24 protein-coding genes are annotated in these 22,283 nt (G+C 67.1%); 12 read left to right on the forward strand and 12 right to left on the reverse strand.

Going from position 1 to position 22,283, the window contains the following annotated elements:
• Window positions 1-4 precede the first annotated feature (4 nt).
• Together K4G53_RS00630 and K4G53_RS00635 are read left to right on the forward strand one after the other, a co-directional pair.
• Window positions 5-544, forward strand: coding sequence for a GNAT family N-acetyltransferase (locus K4G53_RS00630; RefSeq protein WP_221383561.1), 540 nt, complete (start codon window positions 5-7; stop codon window positions 542-544).
• On the forward strand, window positions 541-843 hold the full coding sequence (locus K4G53_RS00635; RefSeq protein ID WP_221383562.1) for an antibiotic biosynthesis monooxygenase: 303 nt from the start codon (window positions 541-543) through the stop codon (window positions 841-843). Before K4G53_RS00630 ends, K4G53_RS00635 begins: the two co-directional genes overlap by 4 nt.
• Before the next feature lie 195 nt (window positions 844-1,038).
• Here K4G53_RS00635 and K4G53_RS00640 read toward each other — a convergent pair whose 3' ends face one another.
• The 4 genes from K4G53_RS00640 to K4G53_RS00655 form a co-directional block, all read right to left on the reverse strand.
• Window positions 1,039-1,236: a hypothetical protein gene (locus K4G53_RS00640; RefSeq protein WP_221383563.1), complete on the reverse strand. Its 198-nt coding sequence runs from the start codon at window positions 1,234-1,236 to the stop codon at window positions 1,039-1,041.
• A gap of 91 nt (window positions 1,237-1,327) precedes the next feature.
• Complete coding sequence (locus K4G53_RS00645; RefSeq protein WP_221383564.1) at window positions 1,328-2,941, reverse strand: AMP-binding protein; 1,614 nt, start codon at window positions 2,939-2,941, stop codon at window positions 1,328-1,330.
• 148 nt (window positions 2,942-3,089) lie between these two features.
• Complete coding sequence (locus K4G53_RS00650; protein WP_221383565.1) at window positions 3,090-3,749, reverse strand: response regulator transcription factor; 660 nt, start codon at window positions 3,747-3,749, stop codon at window positions 3,090-3,092.
• Window positions 3,742-5,058, reverse strand: a complete 1,317-nt coding sequence (locus K4G53_RS00655; protein ID WP_221383566.1) for a sensor histidine kinase — start codon at window positions 5,056-5,058, stop codon at window positions 3,742-3,744. Before K4G53_RS00655 ends, K4G53_RS00650 begins: the two co-directional genes overlap by 8 nt.
• 166 nt (window positions 5,059-5,224) lie before the next feature.
• On the opposite strand from K4G53_RS00655, the gene K4G53_RS00660 reads away from it, so the two are divergent.
• Together K4G53_RS00660 and K4G53_RS00665 are read left to right on the forward strand one after the other, a co-directional pair.
• On the forward strand, window positions 5,225-6,328 hold the full coding sequence (locus K4G53_RS00660; RefSeq protein ID WP_221383567.1) for an ABC transporter permease: 1,104 nt from the start codon (window positions 5,225-5,227) through the stop codon (window positions 6,326-6,328).
• Between the two features lie 29 nt (window positions 6,329-6,357).
• Entirely contained in the window at window positions 6,358-7,056 is a 699-nt protein-coding gene (locus K4G53_RS00665; protein ID WP_221383568.1) for an ABC transporter ATP-binding protein, read from the forward strand.
• Window positions 7,057-7,068: 12 nt separating this feature from the next.
• Here the strand turns inward: K4G53_RS00665 and K4G53_RS00670 are convergent, their stop codons facing one another.
• Window positions 7,069-7,821: a ZIP family metal transporter gene (locus K4G53_RS00670; protein WP_221383569.1), complete on the reverse strand. Its 753-nt coding sequence runs from the start codon at window positions 7,819-7,821 to the stop codon at window positions 7,069-7,071.
• Window positions 7,822-8,019: 198 nt separating this feature from the next.
• On the opposite strand from K4G53_RS00670, the gene K4G53_RS00675 reads away from it, so the two are divergent.
• Window positions 8,020-8,496: a sensor histidine kinase gene (locus K4G53_RS00675; RefSeq protein ID WP_221383570.1), complete on the forward strand. Its 477-nt coding sequence runs from the start codon at window positions 8,020-8,022 to the stop codon at window positions 8,494-8,496.
• A gap of 78 nt (window positions 8,497-8,574) precedes the next feature.
• On the opposite strand, the gene K4G53_RS00680 is transcribed toward K4G53_RS00675, so the two are convergent.
• On the reverse strand, window positions 8,575-9,186 hold the full coding sequence (locus K4G53_RS00680; RefSeq protein ID WP_221383571.1) for an NADPH-dependent FMN reductase: 612 nt from the start codon (window positions 9,184-9,186) through the stop codon (window positions 8,575-8,577).
• A gap of 219 nt (window positions 9,187-9,405) precedes the next feature.
• Here K4G53_RS00680 and K4G53_RS00685 point away from each other — a divergent pair, with 219 nt between their 5' ends.
• Window positions 9,406-9,558 (forward strand): hypothetical protein, encoded by a 153-nt coding sequence (locus tag K4G53_RS00685; protein ID WP_221383572.1) that lies wholly within the window; start codon window positions 9,406-9,408, stop codon window positions 9,556-9,558.
• On the opposite strand, the gene K4G53_RS00690 is transcribed toward K4G53_RS00685, so the two are convergent.
• Window positions 9,555-10,025 (reverse strand): DUF4383 domain-containing protein, encoded by a 471-nt coding sequence (locus K4G53_RS00690; protein ID WP_221383573.1) that lies wholly within the window; start codon window positions 10,023-10,025, stop codon window positions 9,555-9,557. The two genes, K4G53_RS00685 and K4G53_RS00690, sit on opposite strands and share 4 nt — an antisense overlap.
• Window positions 10,026-10,288: 263 nt before the next feature.
• On the opposite strand from K4G53_RS00690, the gene K4G53_RS00695 reads away from it, so the two are divergent.
• Together K4G53_RS00695 and K4G53_RS00700 are read left to right on the forward strand one after the other, a co-directional pair.
• Window positions 10,289-12,928 carry a Tat pathway signal sequence domain protein gene (locus K4G53_RS00695; RefSeq protein ID WP_221383574.1) on the forward strand — a complete coding sequence of 880 codons (2,640 nt, stop codon included), beginning with the start codon at window positions 10,289-10,291 and terminating at the stop codon, window positions 12,926-12,928.
• 186 nt (window positions 12,929-13,114) lie between these two features.
• Window positions 13,115-14,050: an SRPBCC family protein gene (locus K4G53_RS00700; protein ID WP_221383575.1), complete on the forward strand. Its 936-nt coding sequence runs from the start codon at window positions 13,115-13,117 to the stop codon at window positions 14,048-14,050.
• Between the two features lie 110 nt (window positions 14,051-14,160).
• Here the strand turns inward: K4G53_RS00700 and K4G53_RS00705 are convergent, their stop codons facing one another.
• On the reverse strand, window positions 14,161-16,170 hold the full coding sequence (locus K4G53_RS00705) for a rhamnogalacturonan lyase (protein WP_260322964.1): 2,010 nt from the start codon (window positions 16,168-16,170) through the stop codon (window positions 14,161-14,163).
• Window positions 16,171-16,413: 243 nt separating this feature from the next.
• Window positions 16,414-16,893 (reverse strand): Lrp/AsnC family transcriptional regulator, encoded by a 480-nt coding sequence (locus tag K4G53_RS00710; RefSeq protein WP_221383576.1) that lies wholly within the window; start codon window positions 16,891-16,893, stop codon window positions 16,414-16,416.
• A gap of 83 nt (window positions 16,894-16,976) precedes the next feature.
• On the opposite strand from K4G53_RS00710, the gene hisC reads away from it, so the two are divergent.
• The 3 genes from hisC to K4G53_RS00725 all read left to right on the forward strand — a co-directional run bounded on the left by hisC (window position 16,977) and on the right by K4G53_RS00725 (window position 19,478).
• Window positions 16,977-18,095, forward strand: coding sequence for a histidinol-phosphate transaminase (gene hisC / locus K4G53_RS00715; protein ID WP_221383577.1), 1,119 nt, complete (start codon window positions 16,977-16,979; stop codon window positions 18,093-18,095).
• Entirely contained in the window at window positions 18,092-18,766 is a 675-nt protein-coding gene (locus K4G53_RS00720; RefSeq protein ID WP_221383578.1) for a YitT family protein, read from the forward strand. The genes hisC and K4G53_RS00720 overlap by 4 nt, the downstream gene beginning before the upstream one ends.
• A gap of 70 nt (window positions 18,767-18,836) precedes the next feature.
• Window positions 18,837-19,478, forward strand: coding sequence for an NADPH-dependent F420 reductase (locus K4G53_RS00725; RefSeq protein WP_221383579.1), 642 nt, complete (start codon window positions 18,837-18,839; stop codon window positions 19,476-19,478).
• Between the two features lie 53 nt (window positions 19,479-19,531).
• Here K4G53_RS00725 and K4G53_RS00730 read toward each other — a convergent pair whose 3' ends face one another.
• Window positions 19,532-20,455 (reverse strand): YncE family protein, encoded by a 924-nt coding sequence (locus K4G53_RS00730; protein WP_221383580.1) that lies wholly within the window; start codon window positions 20,453-20,455, stop codon window positions 19,532-19,534.
• Window positions 20,456-20,612: 157 nt separating this feature from the next.
• Here K4G53_RS00730 and K4G53_RS00735 point away from each other — a divergent pair, with 157 nt between their 5' ends.
• A complete protein-coding gene (locus tag K4G53_RS00735; protein ID WP_221383581.1) occupies window positions 20,613-20,960 on the forward strand; it encodes a hypothetical protein in 348 nt (115 codons plus the stop codon).
• A gap of 61 nt (window positions 20,961-21,021) precedes the next feature.
• On the opposite strand, the gene K4G53_RS00740 is transcribed toward K4G53_RS00735, so the two are convergent.
• Together K4G53_RS00740 and K4G53_RS00745 are read right to left on the reverse strand one after the other, a co-directional pair.
• A complete protein-coding gene (locus K4G53_RS00740; protein ID WP_221383582.1) occupies window positions 21,022-21,954 on the reverse strand; it encodes a threonine/serine dehydratase in 933 nt (310 codons plus the stop codon).
• Between the two features lie 2 nt (window positions 21,955-21,956).
• On the reverse strand, window positions 21,957-22,220 hold the full coding sequence (locus K4G53_RS00745) for a hypothetical protein (RefSeq protein ID WP_221383583.1): 264 nt from the start codon (window positions 22,218-22,220) through the stop codon (window positions 21,957-21,959).
• Window positions 22,221-22,283: the final 63 nt, after the last annotated feature.

The following is a 22,283-nucleotide window of genomic DNA, read 5'->3' on the forward strand; positions in this document are numbered from 1 at the left end:
TTGGATGGCCCATCTCATCACTCCGGACCCTGCACTGCATTCCTCCTGGCTGCGGGGGACTGACGAATTCAAAGGGGCACATCTTGACGGCGCCGGCGCGGAAGGATGGCCGCTGGAAGACCTCAGGGACCCCCAGGTCTTTCGCCGCTTCGTCGAGGTCCTGCTCAAGGACGCCCTCCCGGAGACGGTGCGGAAGCCCGGCTACGTACCGTGCACCTATCTCTGGATCGTGGAGGACGACTCGTTCCTGGGTTCGCTGGCCATCAGGCACAGGCTGAATGACTACCTCCTTAACGAAGGTGGCCACATCGGTTACAGCGTCGTGCCCTCGGCACGGCGACGCGGCCATGCGGCAAAAGCGCTGGCAGACGCGCTTCCGCTGGCACGGGCATTAGGGATCGAGCGGGTTCTCCTGACCTGCGACGAGGACAATGCCGGCTCGCGCGCAACGATCGAAAAGAACGGCGGCCTTTACGAGGACAGCCGCAACGGTAAGCGCCGCTATTGGATCGATACAGCCGAGCGGGAAGCGCATACCGGATGATCACCGAACACGCGCTGCTTCCGGTCATCCCCGGCCAGGAAGGGGACTTCGAGACCGCGTTCAACCAGGCCCGGACCATCATCGCGTCGATGCCGGGCTTTATCTCGTTGCGGTTGTCCCGGTCCATCGAATCCCCCAACACGTACCTGCTGATCGTGGAATGGGAGACGTTGGAGGACCACACCATCGGATTCCGTTGCTCCCCGGAGTACCAGCGGTGGCGCGGGCTGCTGCACCACTTCTATGAACCGTTTCCGGTAGTGGAGCACTACCGCATGGTGAGCTCCACCGAGCTCTGAGGTGTCTGGGGATTGGGGCGAAGCCCCCACGCGAGTCATGCTCCAGCGCGGGGGCTTCTGTTGCTTCCGTGTTCGGGGGAACAAAGTGGAAACAGGAAAAACTTACCGGCCAGTAGGCCTGCGACATTTCCGTTTCGCCCCATCTTGGCCAATCTTGATCGAACCTTGAGGCAGCCGGGGAACGAAGGGGAACTGTTAAGCCCCCGGCCCTGCGGTGGCGTCAGGATCCTCTTCGGGTTCAAAGGTGTTGGGCTCGGCGCCATCGGAAATCCCGACGCCGTCCTTGCCGCCGGGGATCCCGCCGTCGGCCTTGCCTTTGCCGGATCCTTCGATGCCGGCCGCACCCTCCTGCGGCTCGTCCTCCGGCAGTGAGTCAGGTGAATTGATGGACATCGCTCCTCCTTCGTTGGCTGGGCCTCCACGCTAACAGCCCCCGAGGCAAAAGGCGCCGGAAGAGGCGGGGATTTTCCGTCCCCCACGTCAGCTAACTGCCGGCGGCCGCAGCCCGCTGCTGCCTTAGGATGTAGCGCTGCAGCTTTCCCGACGGCGTCTTGGGCAGGTCCGCCACGAAGTGGATGCGCCGCGGATAAGCGTGTGCAGCGAACTGCGTCTTGACCACGGCCTGCAGTTCGGCCACCAGGGCATCGCTGCCGATTATCCCGTCCGCCAGGACAACATACGCCTCAAGGACTTCTCCGCGCAGTTCGTCCGGAGCACCCACTACGGCGCTTTCCAGGACCGCCGGATGAGTGGACAGGACACTCTCCACATCGAACGGGCCAATCCGGTAGCCGGCCATGATGATCACGTCGTCATCGCGGGAGGAGAAGAAGTAGTAGCCGTCCGCGTCCACCATGCCGGCGTCACCGGTCAGGTACCACGTGCCGTCGTCATTGAATCTTTCTGCCGTCTTCTCGGGTGCATCCTGGTATCCCGTGAACCACATCATGGGACTTCCGGCCACGTTGACGGCTACGCGGCCCAGCTCACCCGGCGCGGCGGGCTCGTCGGCGTTGTCCTTGAGGACGGCGCAGCTCCATCCCGGCAGCGGCCGGCCCATGGAACCGGGCCTCAGCTCCGTCCGCACGTCGTCATGCCAGGCATTGATGATCATCATGCCGTGTTCTGTCTGTCCGTAGTGGTCCCGCACCGGAACGCCCAGCACCTCCCGGGCCCAGCTGATCACCTCCGGGGTCAGCGGTTCGCCGGCAGATGAGGCACGCCGAAGGTGGAAAGGGCCCGTTCCGGCATCGGCTTTCGCGCGCATGGTGCGGTACACCGTAGGAGCGGCCGCGAAGTTGGTGACGGAGAACGCCTCCAGCGCTTTGAAGCTCAGTTCCGGGGAGAAACCGGGGCGCAGCAGGAGGTTCCGCCGGCCGGCCGCCATGGGACCCAGGATCCCGTAGTACAGGCCGTACGCCCAGCCGGGATCTGCGGCATTCCAGAAGACATCGTCTTCGCTGACGTCCAGGCCCAGTTCGACGTACTGGCGGAACGCCGCCAGCGCCCGGACCGGCACCGGCACACCCTTGGGGGCGCCCGTGGTCCCGGACGTGAAGATCAGCACCAGGGCACCGTCCCCTCCCACGGTTTCGGACGCGATCCCGGGTTGCTGCCTGGCCAGCAGCGGCGTGAGCGCCAGGTCCGGCTGGGCGGCTTCTTCACCGGCAACGACGACGACGGCCCCGGTTTCCTGGATTTTCGCCCGCTGGTTGGCGTCGGTGATCACAGCCTTTGCGCCGGAGGCTGTGAGGCGGAGTTCAATGGCCGGCCACGCAAAGGCTGTAAACAATGGAACGTGGACCGCCCCGCGCCGCCAAATGGCCAGGAGCATGACCACCAGGTCCGCCGACTTTCCCATCAGGGTGGCCACTGCGTCTCCGGGACCAACCCCGAGCTCCGCCAGGGCAGCCGCGCCACGTTCGGAGCGCTCCCGGAGCTCGCCATAGGTGATGTCCTCCGCGGAGAGGTCGGCTTCAACCACGGTGAAGGCAACGGCGTCGGGATCGTGGCTGTCGCACAGGAGCTCGGCTGCGCAGGCGTCCGGAGCGCCGTAGGTGGCGAGAAGGGCATCGACGGCTGGAACCGGACGGGACATTCATTCTCCTTTGAACAGTTGGCTTGCGAACAGCGGCAGCTAAAAACAACGGCACCGAGGAACAGCGGCCTCCGCAAGCACAGTGGAACAAACCTACTGCAAGGCGATGGCCGTCACACGCCGCGTCCCGCCGTCGTGTGCCCACAGGTCACCCTTTGGCGCCCGGCGGCCGGATGATCCGCCGCTGGGTTGCCGCGGCTATGGCGGCCGTCCGGTTGTCCACGCCGAGCTTGCCGTAGATGTGCACCAGGTGGGTCTTGACGGTGGCTTCGGAAATGAAGACCTGTTTGGCGATGGCCCGGTTGGACAGCCCCGTGGCCAGCAGCTCCAGCAACTGCACTTCGCGCGGCGTCAACGACATGCCCGGGTTGCTGATCCGGTCCATCAACAACGCCGCCGCCCGCGGTGCCAAGACCGTCCCGCCCGCCGCGGCCTGCAGGACGGCCTGCCGGAGCTGTTCGGGCGGTGCGTCCTTCAACATGTAGCCGCTGGCCCCGGCTTCCACTGCCGCGAGGATGTCGGCATCGGTGTCGTAGGTGGTGAGGATCAGCACGCGGGGCGGAGCAGGGAGCTTCCGGATGCCGGCCGTAGCAGTGACGCCGTCCATCCCCTCCCCCATCTGCAGGTCCATGAGCACAACGTCCACCGGTTCGCCAAGCGCCGCCAGCCGCGCCAGCTCCTTCAGGGCCGCTTTCCCGTCGGCGGCCTCCGCGGCAATGGAAACCCCCTCGATCCCGGTCAGCATGGCGCGCAGGCCGGCGCGGACCACGGGATGGTCATCAACCAGCAGGACCCGGACCTCACGCATGGGGCCCGTCCAGCGGCAGCCGGATGCCCACCACCGTACCCTCACCAGGCGCGGATTCCACCGTCAGCGATCCGTTTAACGCGGCGACACGCTCCCGCACCGAGCGCAGCCCGAACCCGCTGCCGTCCGGAGCATGAGCGGCGCCATCCGCAGTGGAGGGATCAAAGCCCGTGCCGTCGTCGTAAATGTCTATAGTCACCCCGGTTCCCAGGAAGGCGAGGGTGACGACGGCGTTCGCGGCCCGGGCGTGTTCGCGGACGTTCGCGAGGCTCGCCTGGGCTGCGCGCAGCAGGGCGACGCGGAGAGGCTGCGGCATATCCCGGGCCTCGCCGTCCACCTCGAGGCGGCAGCGCAGCGGCAGCCCGGACGCGGCGGCACCGGTTTCCGTCGCCGCACACAGCCGGCGCAGGGCCTCCACCAGCGAGGTCCCCTCCAGCTGCGGCGAGGACAGGCCGCGGACAAAGCTGCGCGCTTCGGCCAGGTTGTCCGCCGCGGTCTGCTGCACCAGCTCCAGCCGCGACGACGCCGTGACGGTGTCCCCGTCGGCGAGGGACTGCCCGGCCGCCCTCCCCAGCAGCACAATGCTGGACAGCCCCTGGGCCAGGGTGTCGTGGATTTCGCGGGCAAGCCGCTCCCGCTCGGCCAGCATGCCGGCCTCGTGCTGGGAGCGGGCCAGTTCCTCCCTCGTGCGGCGCAGCTCGTCCGCCGCGCGCCGCTGGTTTTCGGCCTCCCGGTAGAGCGCGGCATAGGCAAGCCCTGTGATCACGGAGAAGATGGCTCCCAGCAGGGGGCCCACGACGGCGGCCGCGTGCGGGACCGGCATGCCGCTGACAGCCCACTGCGAGGCGATGACGGCGAGGGTCATCAGCGCGATCGTCAGCAGCGCGGCGCGCCGTGGCAGCAGGTGCAGGTGGAGGAAGAAGATGGGGAAGGCCAGCCAGGCGAAGTCGGCGCTCCCGGCAAGCAGGAAAACCCACAGTGCCGTGACCAGTGCAAGCCATAGGAGCCCGTAGCGGCGTGGGTTGAAGGCAACGCGGCCTTCCGCATGGCGCTTCTCCAGGACAGTCCCGGCCAGGTAGACAGCGGCAAGGACGACGGCGGCGCCGGCCCACACCCAGCGCAGCGGACCGCCGGCCATCAGCATCCGGACCAGGGCCACGGCCAGGAGTATGGCGAATCCGGTGTGCAGGGTGACCCGCAGGATGCGAAGGATCGCCGCCGAGGACGCATTTTCCAGGGCGTTCAGGGGCCCCTTCGCCGGAACGCCGGCGGCCGTCGTCAAGGGTGGCGGCGGGGGCGTGGCAGGCATTTCTTCAGCTTATGCCGCGATCGGTTCCCCGGGATCAACCGAATGGTTGACTCCCGGACCAACCGTTCCATTCCAGGGGATCAACCGTATCCGTGATGGAGCGCGGAGTACCTGCCGGGAGAGTGGAAGGACGAAAAGAATCCACCCCTGCTGAGAGAAGAACAACGTGTTCCTGGCAATCCGCGATATCCGCTTCGCCAAAGGCCGGTTCGCCATGATGGGCGGCGTCGTAGCCCTGATCACCCTCCTGCTCGTCATGCTGTCCGGCCTGACGGCTGGCCTGGCGGAGCAGTCGACATCCGCCATCGGCAAGCTGGGCGCAGCAGCCGACAAACCGGTGGACACCATCGCCTTCGGCGCCCCCGGAACCGGCACCCCCAAGGCGTCGTACACGGAAAGCTCCGTCACGGCCGCGCAGGTGGAGAGTTGGCGGAACCAGCCCGGCGTCCAGTCCGCCGACCCGCTGGGCATCACCCAGACCCGGGCGCAGACCCCGGATGGTTCGGGAACGGCGAACGTGGCGGTCTTTGGGGTGTCGCCCGGCAGCGCCCTGGCGCCGGTTGACGTGTCCGCGGGGACCGCCGTGCTGGGTGCCTCAGTGGCGGAGGCCCTGTCCGTGGGCCAGGGCGGCACCGTGTCCTTGGGCGGTGTAGAGGTTTCCGTCGCTGCCGTGGTGCCGGACCAGTGGTACGCCCACACCAGCGTCGTGTGGACAGCCCTGCCGGCATGGGCCAAGGCGGCACACGTGTCCGACGGCAGCCAGGTGGCCACCGTCGTTGCCGTCACCTACGCGGACGGGGCCACGGTGGACGGCGCCGCCGCGGACGTGGCGGCAAACACCGTGAGCGAGTCCCGCACCGGTTCCTTCCAGGCCCTCGGCTCCTTCAAGAGCGAAAACGGCTCCCTGACCCTGATGCAGGCCTTCCTGTACGGGATCTCCTCACTGGTGATCGTGGCGTTCCTGACCGTCTGGACCATCCAGCGCACCCGCGACATCGCCGTCCTGAAAGCCATGGGCGCCCCCGGCTCCTACATCCTCCGGGACGCCATCACCCAGGCCGCCATCGTTCTGGCAGCGGGCGCCTCCGTCGGCGGGGCCATTGGTGTGGCGGCCGGGTTCCTCGCCGCCGAAGCCGCCCCGTTCCAGCTGAACCTGGCCACCACGGTGCTTCCCGTCGTCGGGATTGTCGCCCTGGGACTCGCCGGCGCCGCCCTCGCCGTCCGCCGCGCCACCAAGGTCGACGCGCTCCTGGCGCTCGGCGGTAACTAGTACCCGCACCGTTGAAAGGAAACTTCCCGATGTCCGCCCCCGTTCCCCTGTCCCTGGTCAACGTCACCCTCGAATATCCGGACGGCGGCGGGACCACAACCGCCCTGGACCGGGTCAACCTCACGGCCCATGCAGGCAAGGTCGTCTCACTCGTGGGGCCTTCCGGCTCCGGAAAATCGAGCCTGCTGGCCGTTGCCGCCACGCTGGTCCGCCCCACCCGCGGGCAGGTCGTCATCGACGGCACCGATACCGCGGGCCTCAAGGAAAAGGAACTCGCGGCGCTGCGGCGGGAAAAGGTGGGCATCATCTTCCAGCAGCCCAACCTGCTGCCCTCGCTGACCGCCGTCGAGCAGCTCATCATCAGCGACCACCTGCGCAGGAAACCGGCCAGGACGGCCCGGGCGAAAGCAGACGAGCTGCTGGACATCGTGGGACTTTCCTCGAGCGCGCGGAAACTGCCGCACCAGCTTTCCGGCGGGCAGCGCCAGCGCGTGAACATTGCCCGGGCACTCATGGGCAGTCCCAAGGTGCTGCTGGTGGATGAGCCTACGGCGGCGCTGGACCACGACCGCAGCGCCGCCATTGTCGGCCTGCTCCGGCAGGTGACCAGCGAATTTTCGGTGGCAACCGTGTTGGTCACGCACGACACCGAGTTCGTGCCGCTCACTGATGCGGTGGCCACCATGCGGGACGGCCGGCTCGCCTCGCCGGTCCTGGCGGGGGCCTAATACCTGCGCGGGTCACCCCAAATGATGAACAGTGAACGCCGTCAGGAAGCCTACGGCCGCCGTCAGCCCGGTGAGGTTGTGGTGCTCCTCGAAGGCCTCCGGAATCATGGTGTCCGCCAGCATGGCCAGGATGCCGCCGGCGGCCACCGAGGTAATAAATGCCACCAGTTCTTCGGGCGCATCCTCCAGTGCCACGTATCCCAGCAGCGCCGCCAGCCCGCTGAGCAGCGCGATGCTCCCCCACAGGCCGAATACGTAGCCCACACTCCGTCCGGCCTTCTTCATGCCCGCCGTTCCCGAGAGCCCCTCCGGTACGTTCGAGATGAAGACGGCGGCCAGCATGGCGGGACTCACCGCTCCCCCCGCCAGCAGGCCGACGCCAAGGACCACGGATTCCGGGACACCGTCCAGCAGCGCCCCGACGGCGATTGCGGTGCCGCTGCCCGGGTTGTCCTGCTCCGAGGGCTGTTGGCCCCCGGACCGCTTGCGGTGCTTTGCGCCCGCCCGGGACAGCAGCATGTTGGCCCCCACGTACACCACCGCCCCGGCCAGGAAGCCGGCCACCGTGGGCCATAGGCCACCGCCCTTCACGGCCTCATCCACGAGTTCGAACGCAAGGGCCGAGATCAGCACCCCGGCGCCGAACGCCATGATGGTGGACACGACTTTGGAAGGGATCGACCACCGCCACGACACAGCGGATCCCAGGACCAGGGCCGCGCCGGCACCAGTGCCCCATACGAGTGACATTAACCAAGTAGGCATAAGCCTTCCGTCCCCAGCTCCGCAGGAATGAAACAACGGCCGGTCAGGTGGAGGCTGCCGACCCGTCAAGACGCCAGACTATTCCCGTCACGCCCCACGCGCAGAATTGATGGGATCTTGCGGCAAACCTTGCGGCACCTAGAACTTGCACGCGCACGCTGGAGCCATCAGACAAACCAGCTTGGGGAGCAGGAAGTCATGGGACACCAAACAGCCTTGGACAGCGAAGTCACAACCATCGGCGGCGTGCTGACGGACCAGCGGCCGCTGGATTTTCACACCTTGGGGCTGGCGGGCTGCATCGACCGGCTCACCGCGCCCCTGCGCCACCGAGGGACGTCGGTCCACTGGGATACTCCACACTGGGGCATCGAGATCCCGGCGGACTGCGCGTCCCTCCTCTACCAGTCCGCCCGCGAGGCACTCAGCAACGCCTACAAATACTCCGCCGCGTCCTCGCTTAACATCCAGCTGGCCGCCGTTGACCACGGCATCCGCCTTGTAGTGTCCGACGACGGCACGGGCTTTGACAGCCAGCGCGCCACGTGCGGGCGGCACCACGGCTACGGACTGCGCCTCATGTCGGTGGCCGTCCAGGAGGCCGGCGGTTCCGTGGACATCTCCTCCGCCCCGGGCAACGGCACCAGCGTCACGGTGACGCTGCCCCTGGACTGATCCCGGCCCCCTGGTCCACGAACCAGAGCCCACACACTCGGATGCCCGCCGTTGCTGGGACGGCGGGCATCCGTATGCCTACCGGGACAGTTTGGCCGAATCCGGCTGCAGGTCGCCGATGTGGCCCGGTGCGTTCGCAGCCAGGACACGCGCCACGAACGCCGCGTACTCCTCCATGTAGTGCCCCAGGAACTTGGCGGTGGACTCATCCTTGACCTCGCCGTCGTCCCCGAAAGCGGCGGGATCGTACTTGACGTACGCCTCCGGGGCATTCAACTGCGGGGCGTCCAGGAAGCTCAGGACAGCACGCATGGAGGACTGCATGACGGCCGTGCCGATGCTGCCCGGGGATGCCCCGATGATGCCCGTGGGCTTGCGCGCGAAGGAGTTGGTGCCCCACGGGCGCGAACCCCAGTCGATGGCATTCTTCAGCGCGCCGGGAATGGAACGGTTGTATTCGGGGGAAACGAACAGGATGCCGTCCGCGGCTGCGATGGCATCCTTGAGGGCGCGCCCCTCGGGCGGAAAATCGGCGTCGTAGTCGTAGCTGTACAACGGTAGGTCCGTGATGGGGATCTCGATGAACTCCAGTTCCTCCGGTGCGAGTTTGATCAAGGCGTTGGCCAGGACCCTGTTGATGGAGCCCTTCGCCAGGCTGCCCACGAAGTACCCGATCTTGTACGTTGCCATGCGTGTTCCTTTCCAACAGCCGGAGCACGCCGGCTGGCTGTACGGTGACTGGAAACAGCACCGCCCCTGAACGGGAGTGGTGCCCACTGCCTCCCCAGTCCAACACAGACAGCCGTCCCCGACCAGAGCAGGAGCAAAGGCGGGAAGTGCTTGACAGGCCACGCGCCTGGGCGCTGAATGATGGGTAGCGCAACTCCCCAGGCTCTTTAAGGAGCAGCCATGACCGAAGACCATTCACGGGACGACGACGACCGGGTCCACGCCGAATCACCCGCAGAAGGCGATCCCGATGCGGACCCGGCCGACATCCGGGTGCACAGCCAGGACCCCGCCGAAGGACCGGACGACGACGGGGCCGAAGCGAAAAGCTAGCTCCTCCGTTCAGTGCCGGCTTCGTTGCGTCCCAGCACGAAGCCGAGGACTATCATCGCCACGCCCAGTACGGCATGGAGCCAGTTGTCCGCAGTGTTGACCGGGATGAAGTTGGCCGCCGATGCCTGGTCGATCAACAGGCCGTAAAGCCAGATCACCAGGTACACGACGCCGCCGCCGAGCAGGAAGTACCGGGACTGGGCTGCGGTCCGGCCCATGATCAGGCCCGCCGCGCCGAAGAGCAGGTGGACAATGTTGTGCAGGATGGACACCTGGAAAACACCCAGCAGCAGGGCGCCGGAGGCGTTACCCGCGAAGGCCAGCTGCGAGTAGTTCGTAGTGACGCCGGGAATGAATCCCAGGATGCCCACAAGGGCGAAGACCCCGCCGGAAACAAGGGCAGTGAGTTCGATTGCAGTGCGGTGGTGGCTCGCGCCAACGCCGGGATGCGCTGATGACGCAGACATTTTTGCTTCCTCAATGTGGTGCGGTGCTGGTTATGCGTACTCGGCGGATGCCGAAATGCAGTTAGCCCCGTTCCTGCAGCATTGCCTCGTACAGTTCCAGCTTCAACTCCCGCACTGCGCGGACTAAGAGTCTTTGGTCCCGAGGTTTTCCTGTGCGGCCAATCTTCTGGTCCACCCTTGCGGCACCTCCGCCTGCGGACTATTTTGAAACGTATCAGAAAACGCTTTCAAACAGCGGGCACAAGACAACGGAGTTGAAGCACATGGCGGAAACGCTCATCAGGTGGATCGACGGCGGGGCACCGGCAGGGATCAGCGGCGGAACCACGTGGGGCATGCCCTTCGCGCGCGGAACAGTCAGCGGGTCAGGCAGCCTGGCGGTGCAGGATGCCGACGGCAAACCCGTCACCAGCCAGGCGTGGCCCTTGGCCACGTGGCCGGACGGGTCCCTGAAGTGGGCGGGCATTGCGCTCGGCGCCACGGACGCACCCTCCGGCAGCTACCACGTGACGTTCGACGGCGGCGCGGCACCTTCCGGAGCCAGCCAGCCGGCGTCGTCCACTGCCCGGGTCACCGTCACCGAAGGTGCCGGCGCCCTCACGGTGGACACCGGCACCCTGCAGATGGAGATCAACCGCAGCGGCAGCACCCTGTTCAGCAGCCTTTCCCGGGACGGCCGGGAAGTTGCCCGCGACGCCCGGCTGGTCAGCCTGCTGCAGGACGGCGTCCCCGAAGGAGCCGGGACTGCACGCCGGGACGCCTTCACCGGCGAGGTCACCCACGTCGCCGTCGAACAGGACGGGCCGGTCCGCGCCGTGGTCCGGCTGGAAGGCCGGCACCGCCCGGATGCGCCCGGCGGCGGGCGGGAGTGGCTGCCCTTCGTGGTCCGGTTCTACTTCTACGCCAACGCCCGCAGCGTACGGATGGTCCACTCCTTCATCTGGGACGGCGACGCGGAGCGCGACTTCCTGGCCGGCCTGGGCGTCCGCTTCACCGTCCCGCTCGAGGCCGACCTGCATGACCGGCACGTGCGCATCGCCGGGGCCCACGGCGGCTTCCTCACCGAAGCTGTCCGCGGCCTGACCGGACTGCGGCGCGATCCGGGCGGGGCGGTCCGCGAAGCGCAGATTGCCGGCAGGCCCACTCCCCCGCCGGAAACCTGGAACCCGGAGGTCTCCGAACGGCTGCACCTTATCCCCACCTGGGGCGACTACACCCTCGCCCAACTCACCGCGGACGGCTTCGAACTGCGCAAGCGGACGGCTCCAGGCCATGGCTGGGTGGGTATTTCCGGCGGGACCCGGTCGGCCGGGTTCTGCGCGCTGAGCGATACCCGCGGCGGGCTCGGCGTTGGCATCAGGGACTTCTGGCAGTCGCACCCCGGGCAGTTGGACATCCGTGGCGCGGCCGCCAGCGAGGCCACCCTCACCGCCTGGCTCTACTCCCCGGAAGCGCAGCCCATGGACCTGCGTTTCTACCACGACGGCCTGGGCCAGGACACGTTCGAGGAGCAGCTCGAAGGACTGGAAGTCACCTACGAGGACTACGAGCCGGGCTTCGGCACTCCAACAGGCATTGCCCGCACATCTGAGTTAACTCTCTTCGCCTACAACAGCACCCCGCCGACCGAAAGCCTCGCAGCCGATGCCGCAGCCGCCGCCACACCGGCCCTGCTGCAGGCCACGCCGGAGTACCTCCACTCCGCGGGCGTCTTCGGCGACTGGGATCCGGTGGACCGCAGCACTCCGGCCCGGGCCAGGCTGGAGGACCGGCTGGACTTCCTCTTCGATTTCTACGCCGGGCAGGTGGAACAGCGCCGGTGGTACGGGTTCTGGAACTACGGCGACGTGATGCACACCTACGACTTCGACCGGCATGTGTGGCGCTATGACGTGGGCGGCTATGCATGGGACAACTCGGAACTCTCCCCGGACCTATGGCTCTGGTACTCCTACCTGCGGTCCGGCCGGGCGGACATTTTCCGGTTCGCCGAGGCCATGACCCGGCACACCGGCGAGGTGGACGTCTACCACCTGGGGCCGTGGAAGGGCCTGGGGTCCCGGCATAATGTCCAGCATTGGGGCTGCAGCGCCAAGCAGCTGCGGATCAGCACGCCCGCTTACCGGCGCTTCTACTACTACCTGACGGCGGACGAACGCACAGGCGACCTCCTCGCCGAACTGGTGGACAGCGACCAGAACTTCCTGGGCCTGGACCCCGTGCGCAAGGTACGGCCCGACGCAGCCACCTACCGCCCGGACCGCGGCGCCCTGGGCGTGGGACTCGGCACGGACTGGGGTTCCCTCGCGGCAACCTGGCTCACCGACTGGGAGCGCACCGGCAACCCGCGGTCCCGCGACCGGCTGCTGGGCACCATGGCGGACATTGGCGCCCTCAAGTACGGCTTCCTCACCGGCGAAGCCCTGTATAGCCTGGACACGGGCCGCTTCGATACCCGGCGGGAGCAGATTTCGGTGTCGCACCTGAGCGCCGTGTTCGGGCTGGTGGAGATCTGCAGCGAGCTGGTGGACCTGGTGGATGACCCGGACTTCGAACGGGCCTGGCTGCAGTACTGCCGGCTGTTCCTGGCCACGCCCGAGGAGCAGATCGAGGCCGTGGGCCAGCCGCTGCCGGGCATCTACCTCACCCAGGCGCATAGCCGGCTCACCGCCTATGCCGCCGCCCGACTGGGGGATCCGGAGCTGGCCGGGCGGACGTGGGAAAGCTTCGCCGAGGGCGGGGAGCACCTGAACCACGACTCGGCCTTCACGCTGCGGAAGATCCGGGCGCCGCATGTGCTGTTGCCGGTGGACGAGGCCCCCACCGTCTCCACCAATGACACCGCCCAGTTCGGGCTCGCGGTCATCCAGAACCTGGCGTTGGTGGGCAAGCACCTGCGCTGACATCCCGCCCCGGCCCCAAGTACGTAGCAGTAAGTGTCGTTTTGAGGGTTCGCAACGACACTTACTGCTACCCAGTTGGGTCAGGAATCAGGGTGGCGGCAGGGGCGGCCAAAAGGTATGTTGGTAAGCATGCTGATGATTTTTACTGACTCATCGGCTTTCCGGTAACACTGCGAAGGAGACGTTATGAGCACGAAGGTGGAAAAACGCATTCTGGTGAACGTTCCGGTAAGCACGGCTTACAACCAGTGGACCCAGTTCGAGGAATTCCCGCACTTCATGGGCGGCGTCAAGAGCGTGACGCAACTCAGCGACGACCGGCTGGAGTGGGTGGCCGAGATCGGCGGCGTCCGCCGCCAGTGGGAAGCAAAGATCCTTGAACAGGTCCCGGACCGCAAGGTTGCCTGGGCCGCCACGGAAGGCGCCACGAACGCCGGCGCCGTGGAATTCGAGGACGTGGGTGGCGGCCAGACGTCGCTGCAGCTGACGCTCGAATACGAGCCCGAAGGTTTGATTGAGAAGGTGGGCGACAAGCTCAACGTCGTGGACCGGCAGGCCGAAGCCGACCTGCAGCGGTTCAAGGAGTTCATCGAGGACGAAGGCTACGCCAGCGGTGCATGGCGCGGCGCCGTCAACCCCGGCGCAACGGTTGGATCGCCCGGCGTGGAGCACGCAGGGGCATCCCTGGGTGACTCCGGCAAGGCCGGCGTTTCAGGCAAGATGGCCGCAGGCCTTGGTGTCGCGGCGGCGGCAGGTGCCGCGGCAGCTATGGCCGCCAGCGGCAACAAGGAAGAAACCCGCGACGTGACGGTCACGGAAGCCACCCCGGTGGAGCCCGTCGTTCCTGCCGAACCGCTGACCACGGGGGCCACCACCGGCGCAGCATGGACCGAATCGGAGACCCCGGCGGCAAGCACTGCGCCAGCATCGGGCTCGATCGGCGACCTGGACGACGGTCGGATCGGCCACCCGTTCGACCAGACCAACGGCTTGGTGGACGCCACGGGCGAGTCCGACGAAACCCTGGAAGGCGAGAACCTGAGCGCCGGCGAGCGGCGCGAGGACGACCGCCGGTCCGACGGCGGACTGCCGCCAGTGGGCGGCAACCTCGGCGGGCACTAAGCCGGCCGGAGCGACCCCGCCGGATCGGCCCCGGCTTTAGCCGGTGAATGCCAAAGCGCCGCCCGCCTCTCCCCCGAGGCGGGCGGCGCTTTCGCGTCAACGGGAATGAACTACTTCGCGTCACCCGCGTAGAACACGGACGGCATGGCCGGGGCCTGCATGTCATGGCCGATGAAGAAACTGGGGTGCGGCGGCTGGTTGTAGCCCACGGTCTCCCGGGCAACGCCCGTCCGGTACATGGGATCGTGCATCAGGGTGCGGAGCCGGACCTCGGTGGGCGAGGTGGTGGTGTAGATCCGCAGTTCGGTGCTGTCAGCCGACGGGAAGACCAGTTCCTCACGCCAGTCGCCGAGGAGGTCCGCCTGGAGTGACGGGTTGCCCTTGGTGTGGTTGTTGGTGCGGGCACCGGCGGCCGTCAGGAGCCGGTCGCTGGTCTGGGTTTCCCAGTTCCACTTGGAAATGGTGGGCACGCCCATGCCTGCCCCGGCATCGAAGTCGTGGTCCACGATTTCCCGGAGGAGGTCGCCGTCCCACCAGGCCATGAAGTTGGCCGCCGGGATCTTGTCCCCGATCCGCTCGCCCTTGGCGGACATGAGGTAGCCCACCGGCGAGTTCCACGCGGCGTCGCCGCCCACGGCCCAGCTCTCGGAGCCCGGGAAGCGCGGGTCGATGTCGCCGGTGGCGCCGCGGCCGGTGTCCTTGACGGCGGGGATGCTCCAGAGCACCTCGCCAGTGGCGGAGTCACGGAACGTGGCGCCGCGGTTGCCGCTGGCGGACATGCTCTCGTGCACCGCGAACGTCTCCAGCCCCGGGCGGGACGGGTCGAGGTCGCCGGTGTGGATGGCGTCGCCGTGGCCGAGCCTGGTGTTGTACAGGGGGGTTCCGTCGTCGTCGATGGTCATGGAGCCGAAGACGAACTCGTCCCTGCCGTCCTGGTCCACATCCGCCACGGACAGGTTGTGGTTGCCCTGCCCCTTATACTCGGCGCCCGCCGCGTCGGAGTCGAACTTCCAGCGCTTGGCCAGCTTGCCGTTCACCAGGTCGTAGGTAACCAGGACGGTGCGGGTGTAGTAGCCGCGGCTGAACATCATGGAGGGGTGCTCGCCGTCGAGGTAGGCCACGCCCGCGAGGAAGCGGTCCACCCGGTTGCCGTAGCTGTCGCCCCACGCGGACACGGTGCCGCGCGGCGGGTCATAGGGGACGGTGTCCATGATGGTGCCGCTGGCACCGTTGAAGACCGTGAGGAATTCCGGGCCGGACAGCACGTAGCCGGCGCTGGTGCGGTAGTCCGCTGCAGGATCCCCGATGACCGTGCCCGCCGCGTCGGTGGTGCCGTCCGCGGTCTTGAACGCCACCTCGGCCTTGCCGTCGCCGTCGAAGTCGTAGGCCAGCATCTGGGTGTAGTGGGCCCCGGCGCGGATGTTGCGGCCCAGGTCGATACGCCACAGCTTGGTGCCGTCCACCTTGTAGGCGTCCACGTAGACGTTGCCGGTGTAGCCGGACTTGGAGTTGTCCTGCGCGTTGGTGGGGTTCCAGAGCTGGATGATTTCGTAGGTGCCGTCGCCATCCAGGTCAGCGACACTGGAGTCGTTGGCGGTGTAGCTGTAGGCCTGCCCGGCGGGGGTGACGCCGTCAGCCGGCTTGTCCAGCTTGATGGGCAGGTAGTTCTGCGCCAACGGGCTGAATTCGGCGGTGAGTTTGTCCTGCCCGTTGCCGTTCCCCACTGTTTTGATGACGTACTTGGAGTCCGCCGTCCCTGCCGGATCCACGTAGGTGGTGGTGTTCCGGATGGGCTCGTCGGTGATCTGGACGCCGTCCCGGATGACGTGGAAGCCCACGCTGTCCCTGTCCAGGCCCAGCATCCGCCAGCCGAGGTTGACACCCTGGTCCGTCAGCACTGCGACGGGCGCCCGGTCCAGGTTTTCCACCTGGCGCTTGGGTTGCGACTGCGGCGCCACTCCGTTCGCAGCAGGATTGGGTTGATCGGGGTCGGCCGCAGCGAGGGGAACACCGGTGAACACCAGTGCTGCCGCCGTCAGCGTGGCTGCGGCCCCGGCGGGCGCAGCCTTCCATGCCCGGCCAGCGCGGTTTCTCAAGGAACATATTGAGGGGTTTGCCAAAAGAACATCTCCTTTGATGCGGCGGCAGCTGAGTCTGCCGCACGCGAGTTTGGAACGTTTCAACCGCGCAGCAGCAACTCCCCTGACGTGTGATTGACATGGGGTCCGCTGCGCTTAGAAAGCGCTTTCCGCCCTCTAGGTTTATCAGCGCATGACAATCCTGGTCAAGGGTTTGACCGAAGTGATTGGGAGAAATTGTTCAGTTACGTTTGCTTGTGCACACACCGAAAACCACCGCCCGCGCTACCTCGCCGCCACCGCCTGCAGCAGCGGCACAGTCCTGGCGGGCATCACTTCCACCAGGGACATCGCCGTACTGGTGCGGACGACGCCGGCAATCGCCAGCATCGCATTGGTCACCCGGTGCAGGTCGGCCGGGTCTTTCGCGGCCACCTTTGCGAGCAGGTCGGCATCGCCCGTGGTGGCGTGCATCTCGATGATTTCCGGAATGTCCTGCAGCGCGGCCACGGCGGCATCGCTGGAGGACTGGCTGATGGAGATCGAGATGAAAGCGGTCAACGGAAGGCCCAGGGCTGCGGTGCGGACGCGCTGGCTAAACGGGGCCAGGCTTCCGTCGTTCACCAGCCGGCGCAACCTGGCGTGGATGGTATTGCGCGCCACGCCCAGCGACCTCGACAGGGACAGGACGGTCGCCTGGGGGTCGCGGTCCAGTGTGAGGAGGATCTCTGCGTCTAGGGCATCAATGAGGTGCATACTGAGCATTTTGCCACCGGATTACTTCGATGTACCCGGATCTGTCCTGCTGGGGAAGGCCGTGTTGCGCAGACGTCCTGCGTTGCCCCACCATGCTGTGCATGACCACCACCCTTCCCGAAACCGCCGTACCCGAAGTGCGTGCCGCCGTCGCCCAGCTCCCCGCCTACGTGGCTGGCAGGAGCGCGCAGACTGAGCTGACCGCGGCCCTGGCCTCGAACGAAAGCCACTTCACTCCCCTGCCATCGGTGGTGGAGGCGATCACCGCCGAGGCCGGCCGCATCCACCGCTACCCCAGCATGGGTGCCGTGGAGGCACGGGAAGCAATCGCGCAGCATCACGGCGTCGACGCCGATGAAGTTGCCGCCGGGCCGGGAAGCTCCGGTGTGCTGCAGCAGATCATCTCAGCGGTGTGCGGACATGGCGACGAAGTGGTGTTCGCCTGGCGGTCCTTCGAGGCCTACCCCATCCTGGTGGCTGTGGCCGGTGCGGTCTCCGTCCGCGTGCCGCTGCTGGCGGACGAACACCACGACCTCGATGCCATGGCCGCGGCGATCACGGACCGGACGCGCCTCGTGATCCTGTGCTCGCCCAACAACCCCACCGGCGTGTCCATCAGCGGGGATGCGCTGGAGCGCTTCCTGCGGTCCGTGCCGCCGCGGGTGCTCGTGGTACTGGACGAGGCCTACATCGAATTCCAGCGCGGCCCGGGCGTGGACGCGCTGGACTTCTACCGCCGCTACCCCAACCTCTGCATCCTGCGTACCTTCTCGAAGGCCTACGGGCTGGCAGGACTGCGGGTCGGCTACGCCATCGCGCGGCCTGACATCGCCGAGGGCCTGCGCCGTACCGCCGTGCCGTTCGGCGTCAACAGGATGGCGCAGGCTGCCGCGGTTGCGTCGCTGGCCGCCGAAGAGGAAATCCGTGAGCGGACGGATGCGGTGGCTGCGGAACGGACACGGGTTCTCGAAGCCCTTCGCGGCTACGGCTGGGACGTGCCGGACAGCCAGGCGAACTTCTACTGGCTTCGCACTTCCGATGAGCTCCGGGAACGGCTCCTCGCCGCCCTCGGCGAGGCCGACATCCTGGCCCGCGGCTACGCCGTGGACGGTGTCCGGATCACGCTCGCCGACCCCGAGACCAACAACAGGGTCCTGGCTGTCCTGGCCGACCGCGGGCGGTTCGGGCTTGCATCAGGCGCAGGGCAATGAGCACCGCCGTTACACCCGTTGCAGAAACCACGACGGCGGCAGGCGCCGCGACGGCGGCAGGCGCCGCGCCGCCGTCGGCCGTCCGGCATTCCGTGGTGGAGGATGTCCTGGGCATCCTGACCGGCACGTTCGCCGCCTCACTGGGGCTGTTCCTGCTCAAGTCCAGCGCCGCCGTCACGGGTGGAACCGCCGGCCTGGCACTGCTGCTCAGCTACACCGTTCCACTGCCGTTCGGCGTCATCTTCTTCGGGGTGAACCTGCCGTTCTTCGGGCTGGCCATCTGGAAGAAGGGCTGGAACTTCGCCCTTCGGACCGGCGCCGCCATCGCCTTGGTCTCAGTAATGGCCAGCCTGCACCCCGCCGCGCTCGGGTCGCTGCACATTGACCCCCTGTACGGTGTGCTGGGCGGAAACCTGTTGGCCGGCGTCGGGCTGCTGATCCTGTTCCGGCACAAGTCCAGCCTGGGCGGCTTCAACATCCTTGCCCTGCTGCTGCAGGAGAAACTGAAGTGGCGGGCCGGCTACGTGCAGATGGTGCTGGATGTGGCCATAGTGCTGGCCGCGCTGGCCTTGGTTCCGCCACTGATGGTCCTGCTGTCCGCGGCCGGTGCCACCCTGCTGAACCTCATCCTCGCGCTGAACCACCGGCCCGGACGCTATCTGGGAAAGTAGCCGCACGAGGGCCGGTTTATTCCCCAAAAGTGCCTGAAATATCCGCGCGAAGGCCGCTGTTGCCGCCCATATGACAACAATCGGAATCATCGGTGCAGGACATATCGGAAGCCAGGTTGCCCGGAAGGCGGTGGAACTGGGCTATGACGTGGTCATCAGCAACTCCCGGGGGCCGGAAACCCTGACGGACCTGGTGGCGGAACTTGGCCCGAAGGCACGGGCGGCCACCGCCGCCGAAGCGGCAGCCGCAGGCGACTTCGCCGTGGTCACGGTGCCGCTGAAGAACTACAAGGACATTCCGGTGGAGCCCCTCGCCGGCAAGATCGTCATCGACACGAACAACTACTACTGGGAGCGGGACGGCCGCATCCCCGCCCTGGACAACGGCGAGGCCACCACGTCAGGGCTGCTGCAGGAGCACCTCCCCGATTCCAAGGTGGCCAAGGGCTTCAACCACATCATGGCCAGGGACATCACCACCGACGGAAGTCCCGCCGGGACCGAGGACCGGCGCGCGCTGGCCACCGCCAGCGACTACCCGGAAGCGGCCGAACTGGTAACCCGGCTGTACGACGAGTTCGGCTTCGATACCGTGGACGTCGGCCCGCTCTCCGAGAGTTGGCGTGTGGAGCGGGACCGCCCGGCCTACGTGAAGCGGCAGACCGCCGGGGAGCTGAAGGACAACCTGGCGAAGGCGACGCGCACCGTCTGACGCTGCCGCCCACCAAACTGGCCGGCAGTCCGTACTGCCGGCCAGTTTCGCCCTTAAAGGTCGGGGTCGTGCGCGGGAACCAGGACCACCTCGAACGGGCTCGGCGGCTGGTTGAACTGGGCGTTCACTGCGGCCAGTGTGTTCCCGAACCGGGCCACAGTGGTGGGCACGTTGAAGTCCGGGCTCTTAATGGTGTCCCTCAGGACACCCGAGGACAGGTCGCTGGTCAGGTCGATGCGGGCGATCTGGTTCAGCATGTTCTGGACCGCCCACACGTCATCGCCATGCACCAGGATGCCGTCCACGAACGGGACGCTGACACCCTTGATCACGGCGCTCTCGCCCGTCTTCGGATTGACCGTGTACAATGCTCCATTCGTGGAATGCGCAACGATGAGCGTCTTGCCGTTCCCGGTCGCGGCGATGCCGTTGAGGTTGAAGCCCTGCGTGAGTTCGGCGGCCGGGCCGCTCAGCTTGAGGGTCTGGACCTTGCCGAGTTTGCCGCCGTCACCCACGGGCAGGAAGTAGAGTTCGGCGGCCATCGAGTTGGTGAACCACGCCCCGTCCCCGGTCAGCGTGACGTCATTGATGAACCCCGACCCCAGTTTGACGTCCGCCACGGGCTTGCCGGTGTCCGTGTTGTAGACGAATGCCTTGCCGGTGCCTGCGCCCGCAACGAACAGTAGGTCGTTGCAGGTGTCGGCTTTCATGCCGGCGGCGGCACGGCCCGCGGGTGCGTCAATGAAGCGGCTGGCCGTGCCTTTGCGGATGTCTCCGCGGAAAATGTCGCCGGTGGTGAGCTCGCCCGCATAGAAAGTCTTCCCCTCGCCCGCTGCGATGCCCTCGGCGGAGGTGGCGCCGTCGAGCTCTATGACGCCGGAAGGCGGGTCCGCCAGGGCCGGAAGGGCCGTGGGGAGAAGCAAGGCAAAGCCGGCCACAAGTCCCGCTGCGGCCCGCCGTCGTATTGATCGGCGCATGCTGGTTCCTTAGTCTGGTGCTGATGCGCGCGGGGCCCATCTGCGGCAGCTCCGCACGATTGGTGTTGCCAGTTTAAGCTCTGCAGAAAGGCCCGCGAAGGCATGGGGCTACCTAATCTGCTTACAATCGGAACCTCTGACCACTACCGAGGGACCCATGAAGAAATTCGCCACAGCCCTGTTTGCCGCCGGCCTCGTAGCTTCCGCCACGGCCTGCTCCGCTTCCCATCAACTGACCACCGCTGAGACCTGCGAGCGGATCCAGGCCGTTGTGTCGAACCCCGCCAACAACGCCGGCAAGACGGGCATGAACAACCTCGCCAACCAGATCCGCCCCATCCACGCGGTGGCCTCGGACGACCTCAAGCCCGCCCTGGCGTCCATCCTTGCCTACACGGACGAGCAGGCCAAGGAAAACCCGGACAAGGAGAAGCTGGCCGACCTCCAGTCCGGTTACCAGGAAGCCGGCAGCACCTACACCAAGTTCTGCCAGGCCGCCGGCTAGGACCCTTCGTGAACGGACCGGGCGCTCTGCTTTGCGGGCGCCCGGTCCCTTTTCCGATGGCCTAGAGCGTTGCCGGGTCCGTGTTGGCGCCGCAGAGGATGACGGCAACGCGTTCATCCTCCGCCGGCACGTACACGCCTGACGTGAGCGCCGCGTAGGCTGCCGCGGCACCGTGCTCGACGACGATCCGGTAGTCGTTCCACAACGCGGAGCGCGCGGCGGTGATGTCCACGTCGGAGACCAGGACGCTTTCGACGCCGCAGCGGACCGCGACGGAGAAGCCGATGCCGCCTATGCGGCGGGCCCCCAGGGAGTCCGCGGCAACGCCCGCCACAGCGACGTCCACAGGCTCCCCTGCCGCCAGCGCGGCGTGCAAGGTGGGGGCCGATTCCGGTTCCACGGCCACCACTTTGGCGAAATCTTCGACCGCAGCGGCAACGCCTGCCATCAGCCCGCCACCGCCCACGGCCACAAGGATGGTGTCCACGTCCGGAACCTGTTCGAGCAACTCGGAGCCCACGGTTCCGGCACCGGCAGCAATCTCGGGCTGGTCATAGGCATGGCAGTAAACCGCCCCGCTTTCCTCGGCGTGCACAATGGCGGCCTGGTAGGCGGCGGCATATTCGGCGCCGCCCTGGACTACGGTGGCACCGATCGCCTTCAGCTTGGCAACTTTGACGGCCGGGGCCGCTTCGGGGACGAAGACGGTGGCCGGCACCCCGAGCTGCTTGGCTGCATAGGCGTTGGCGAGCCCTGCGTTGCCGCCCGATGCCACCACCACGCCCACGTCCGCCCTTAGTTCCCCGCGCTCCTTGCTCGCCAGGATCCGGTTCAGCGCGCCCCGGGCCTTGAATGTTCCGGTGTGCTGCATGAATTCGCATTTGAACCACACCTGTCCCGGTCCGGTCCCGCTGTCTGCCGCCAGCACCGGTGTCCTGCGGAGAAGGCTGGCGGTCCGCTGCGCGGCCTGGTCAATATCGGCGCGGGTGAGCATGGTCAGACTTCGTCATCCCAGGTTCCGGACTCCTCCACGGCCTCTTCGGGCTTGTGCTCCTGACCCGCTGCGCCGCCTCCAACATACGACGCCGGCACGGTGCCGGCTGCATGGGCCTGCTGTTCCTCGCGGATGTTCGCTGCACCGGGCTGCTCGGGGTGCTGGCCGGACTGCGGCGCCTTCCTGGCAGCGTCCTTCGCCTCGTCCGGGTCGCCGGGCCCGCGAAGGTCTGCGGCGTTCTGGGGATCGTCACTGGAAACGGTCATGGTCCTGCCTTTCACCTGGGAACTGCCTTGCATGGCCGGGCGTGCACCCGGTCCGCTTTCCAC

It is taken from the genome of Arthrobacter sp. MAHUQ-56 (genome assembly GCF_019710585.1).
Classification (GTDB): Bacteria; Actinomycetota; Actinomycetes; order Actinomycetales; family Micrococcaceae; genus Arthrobacter.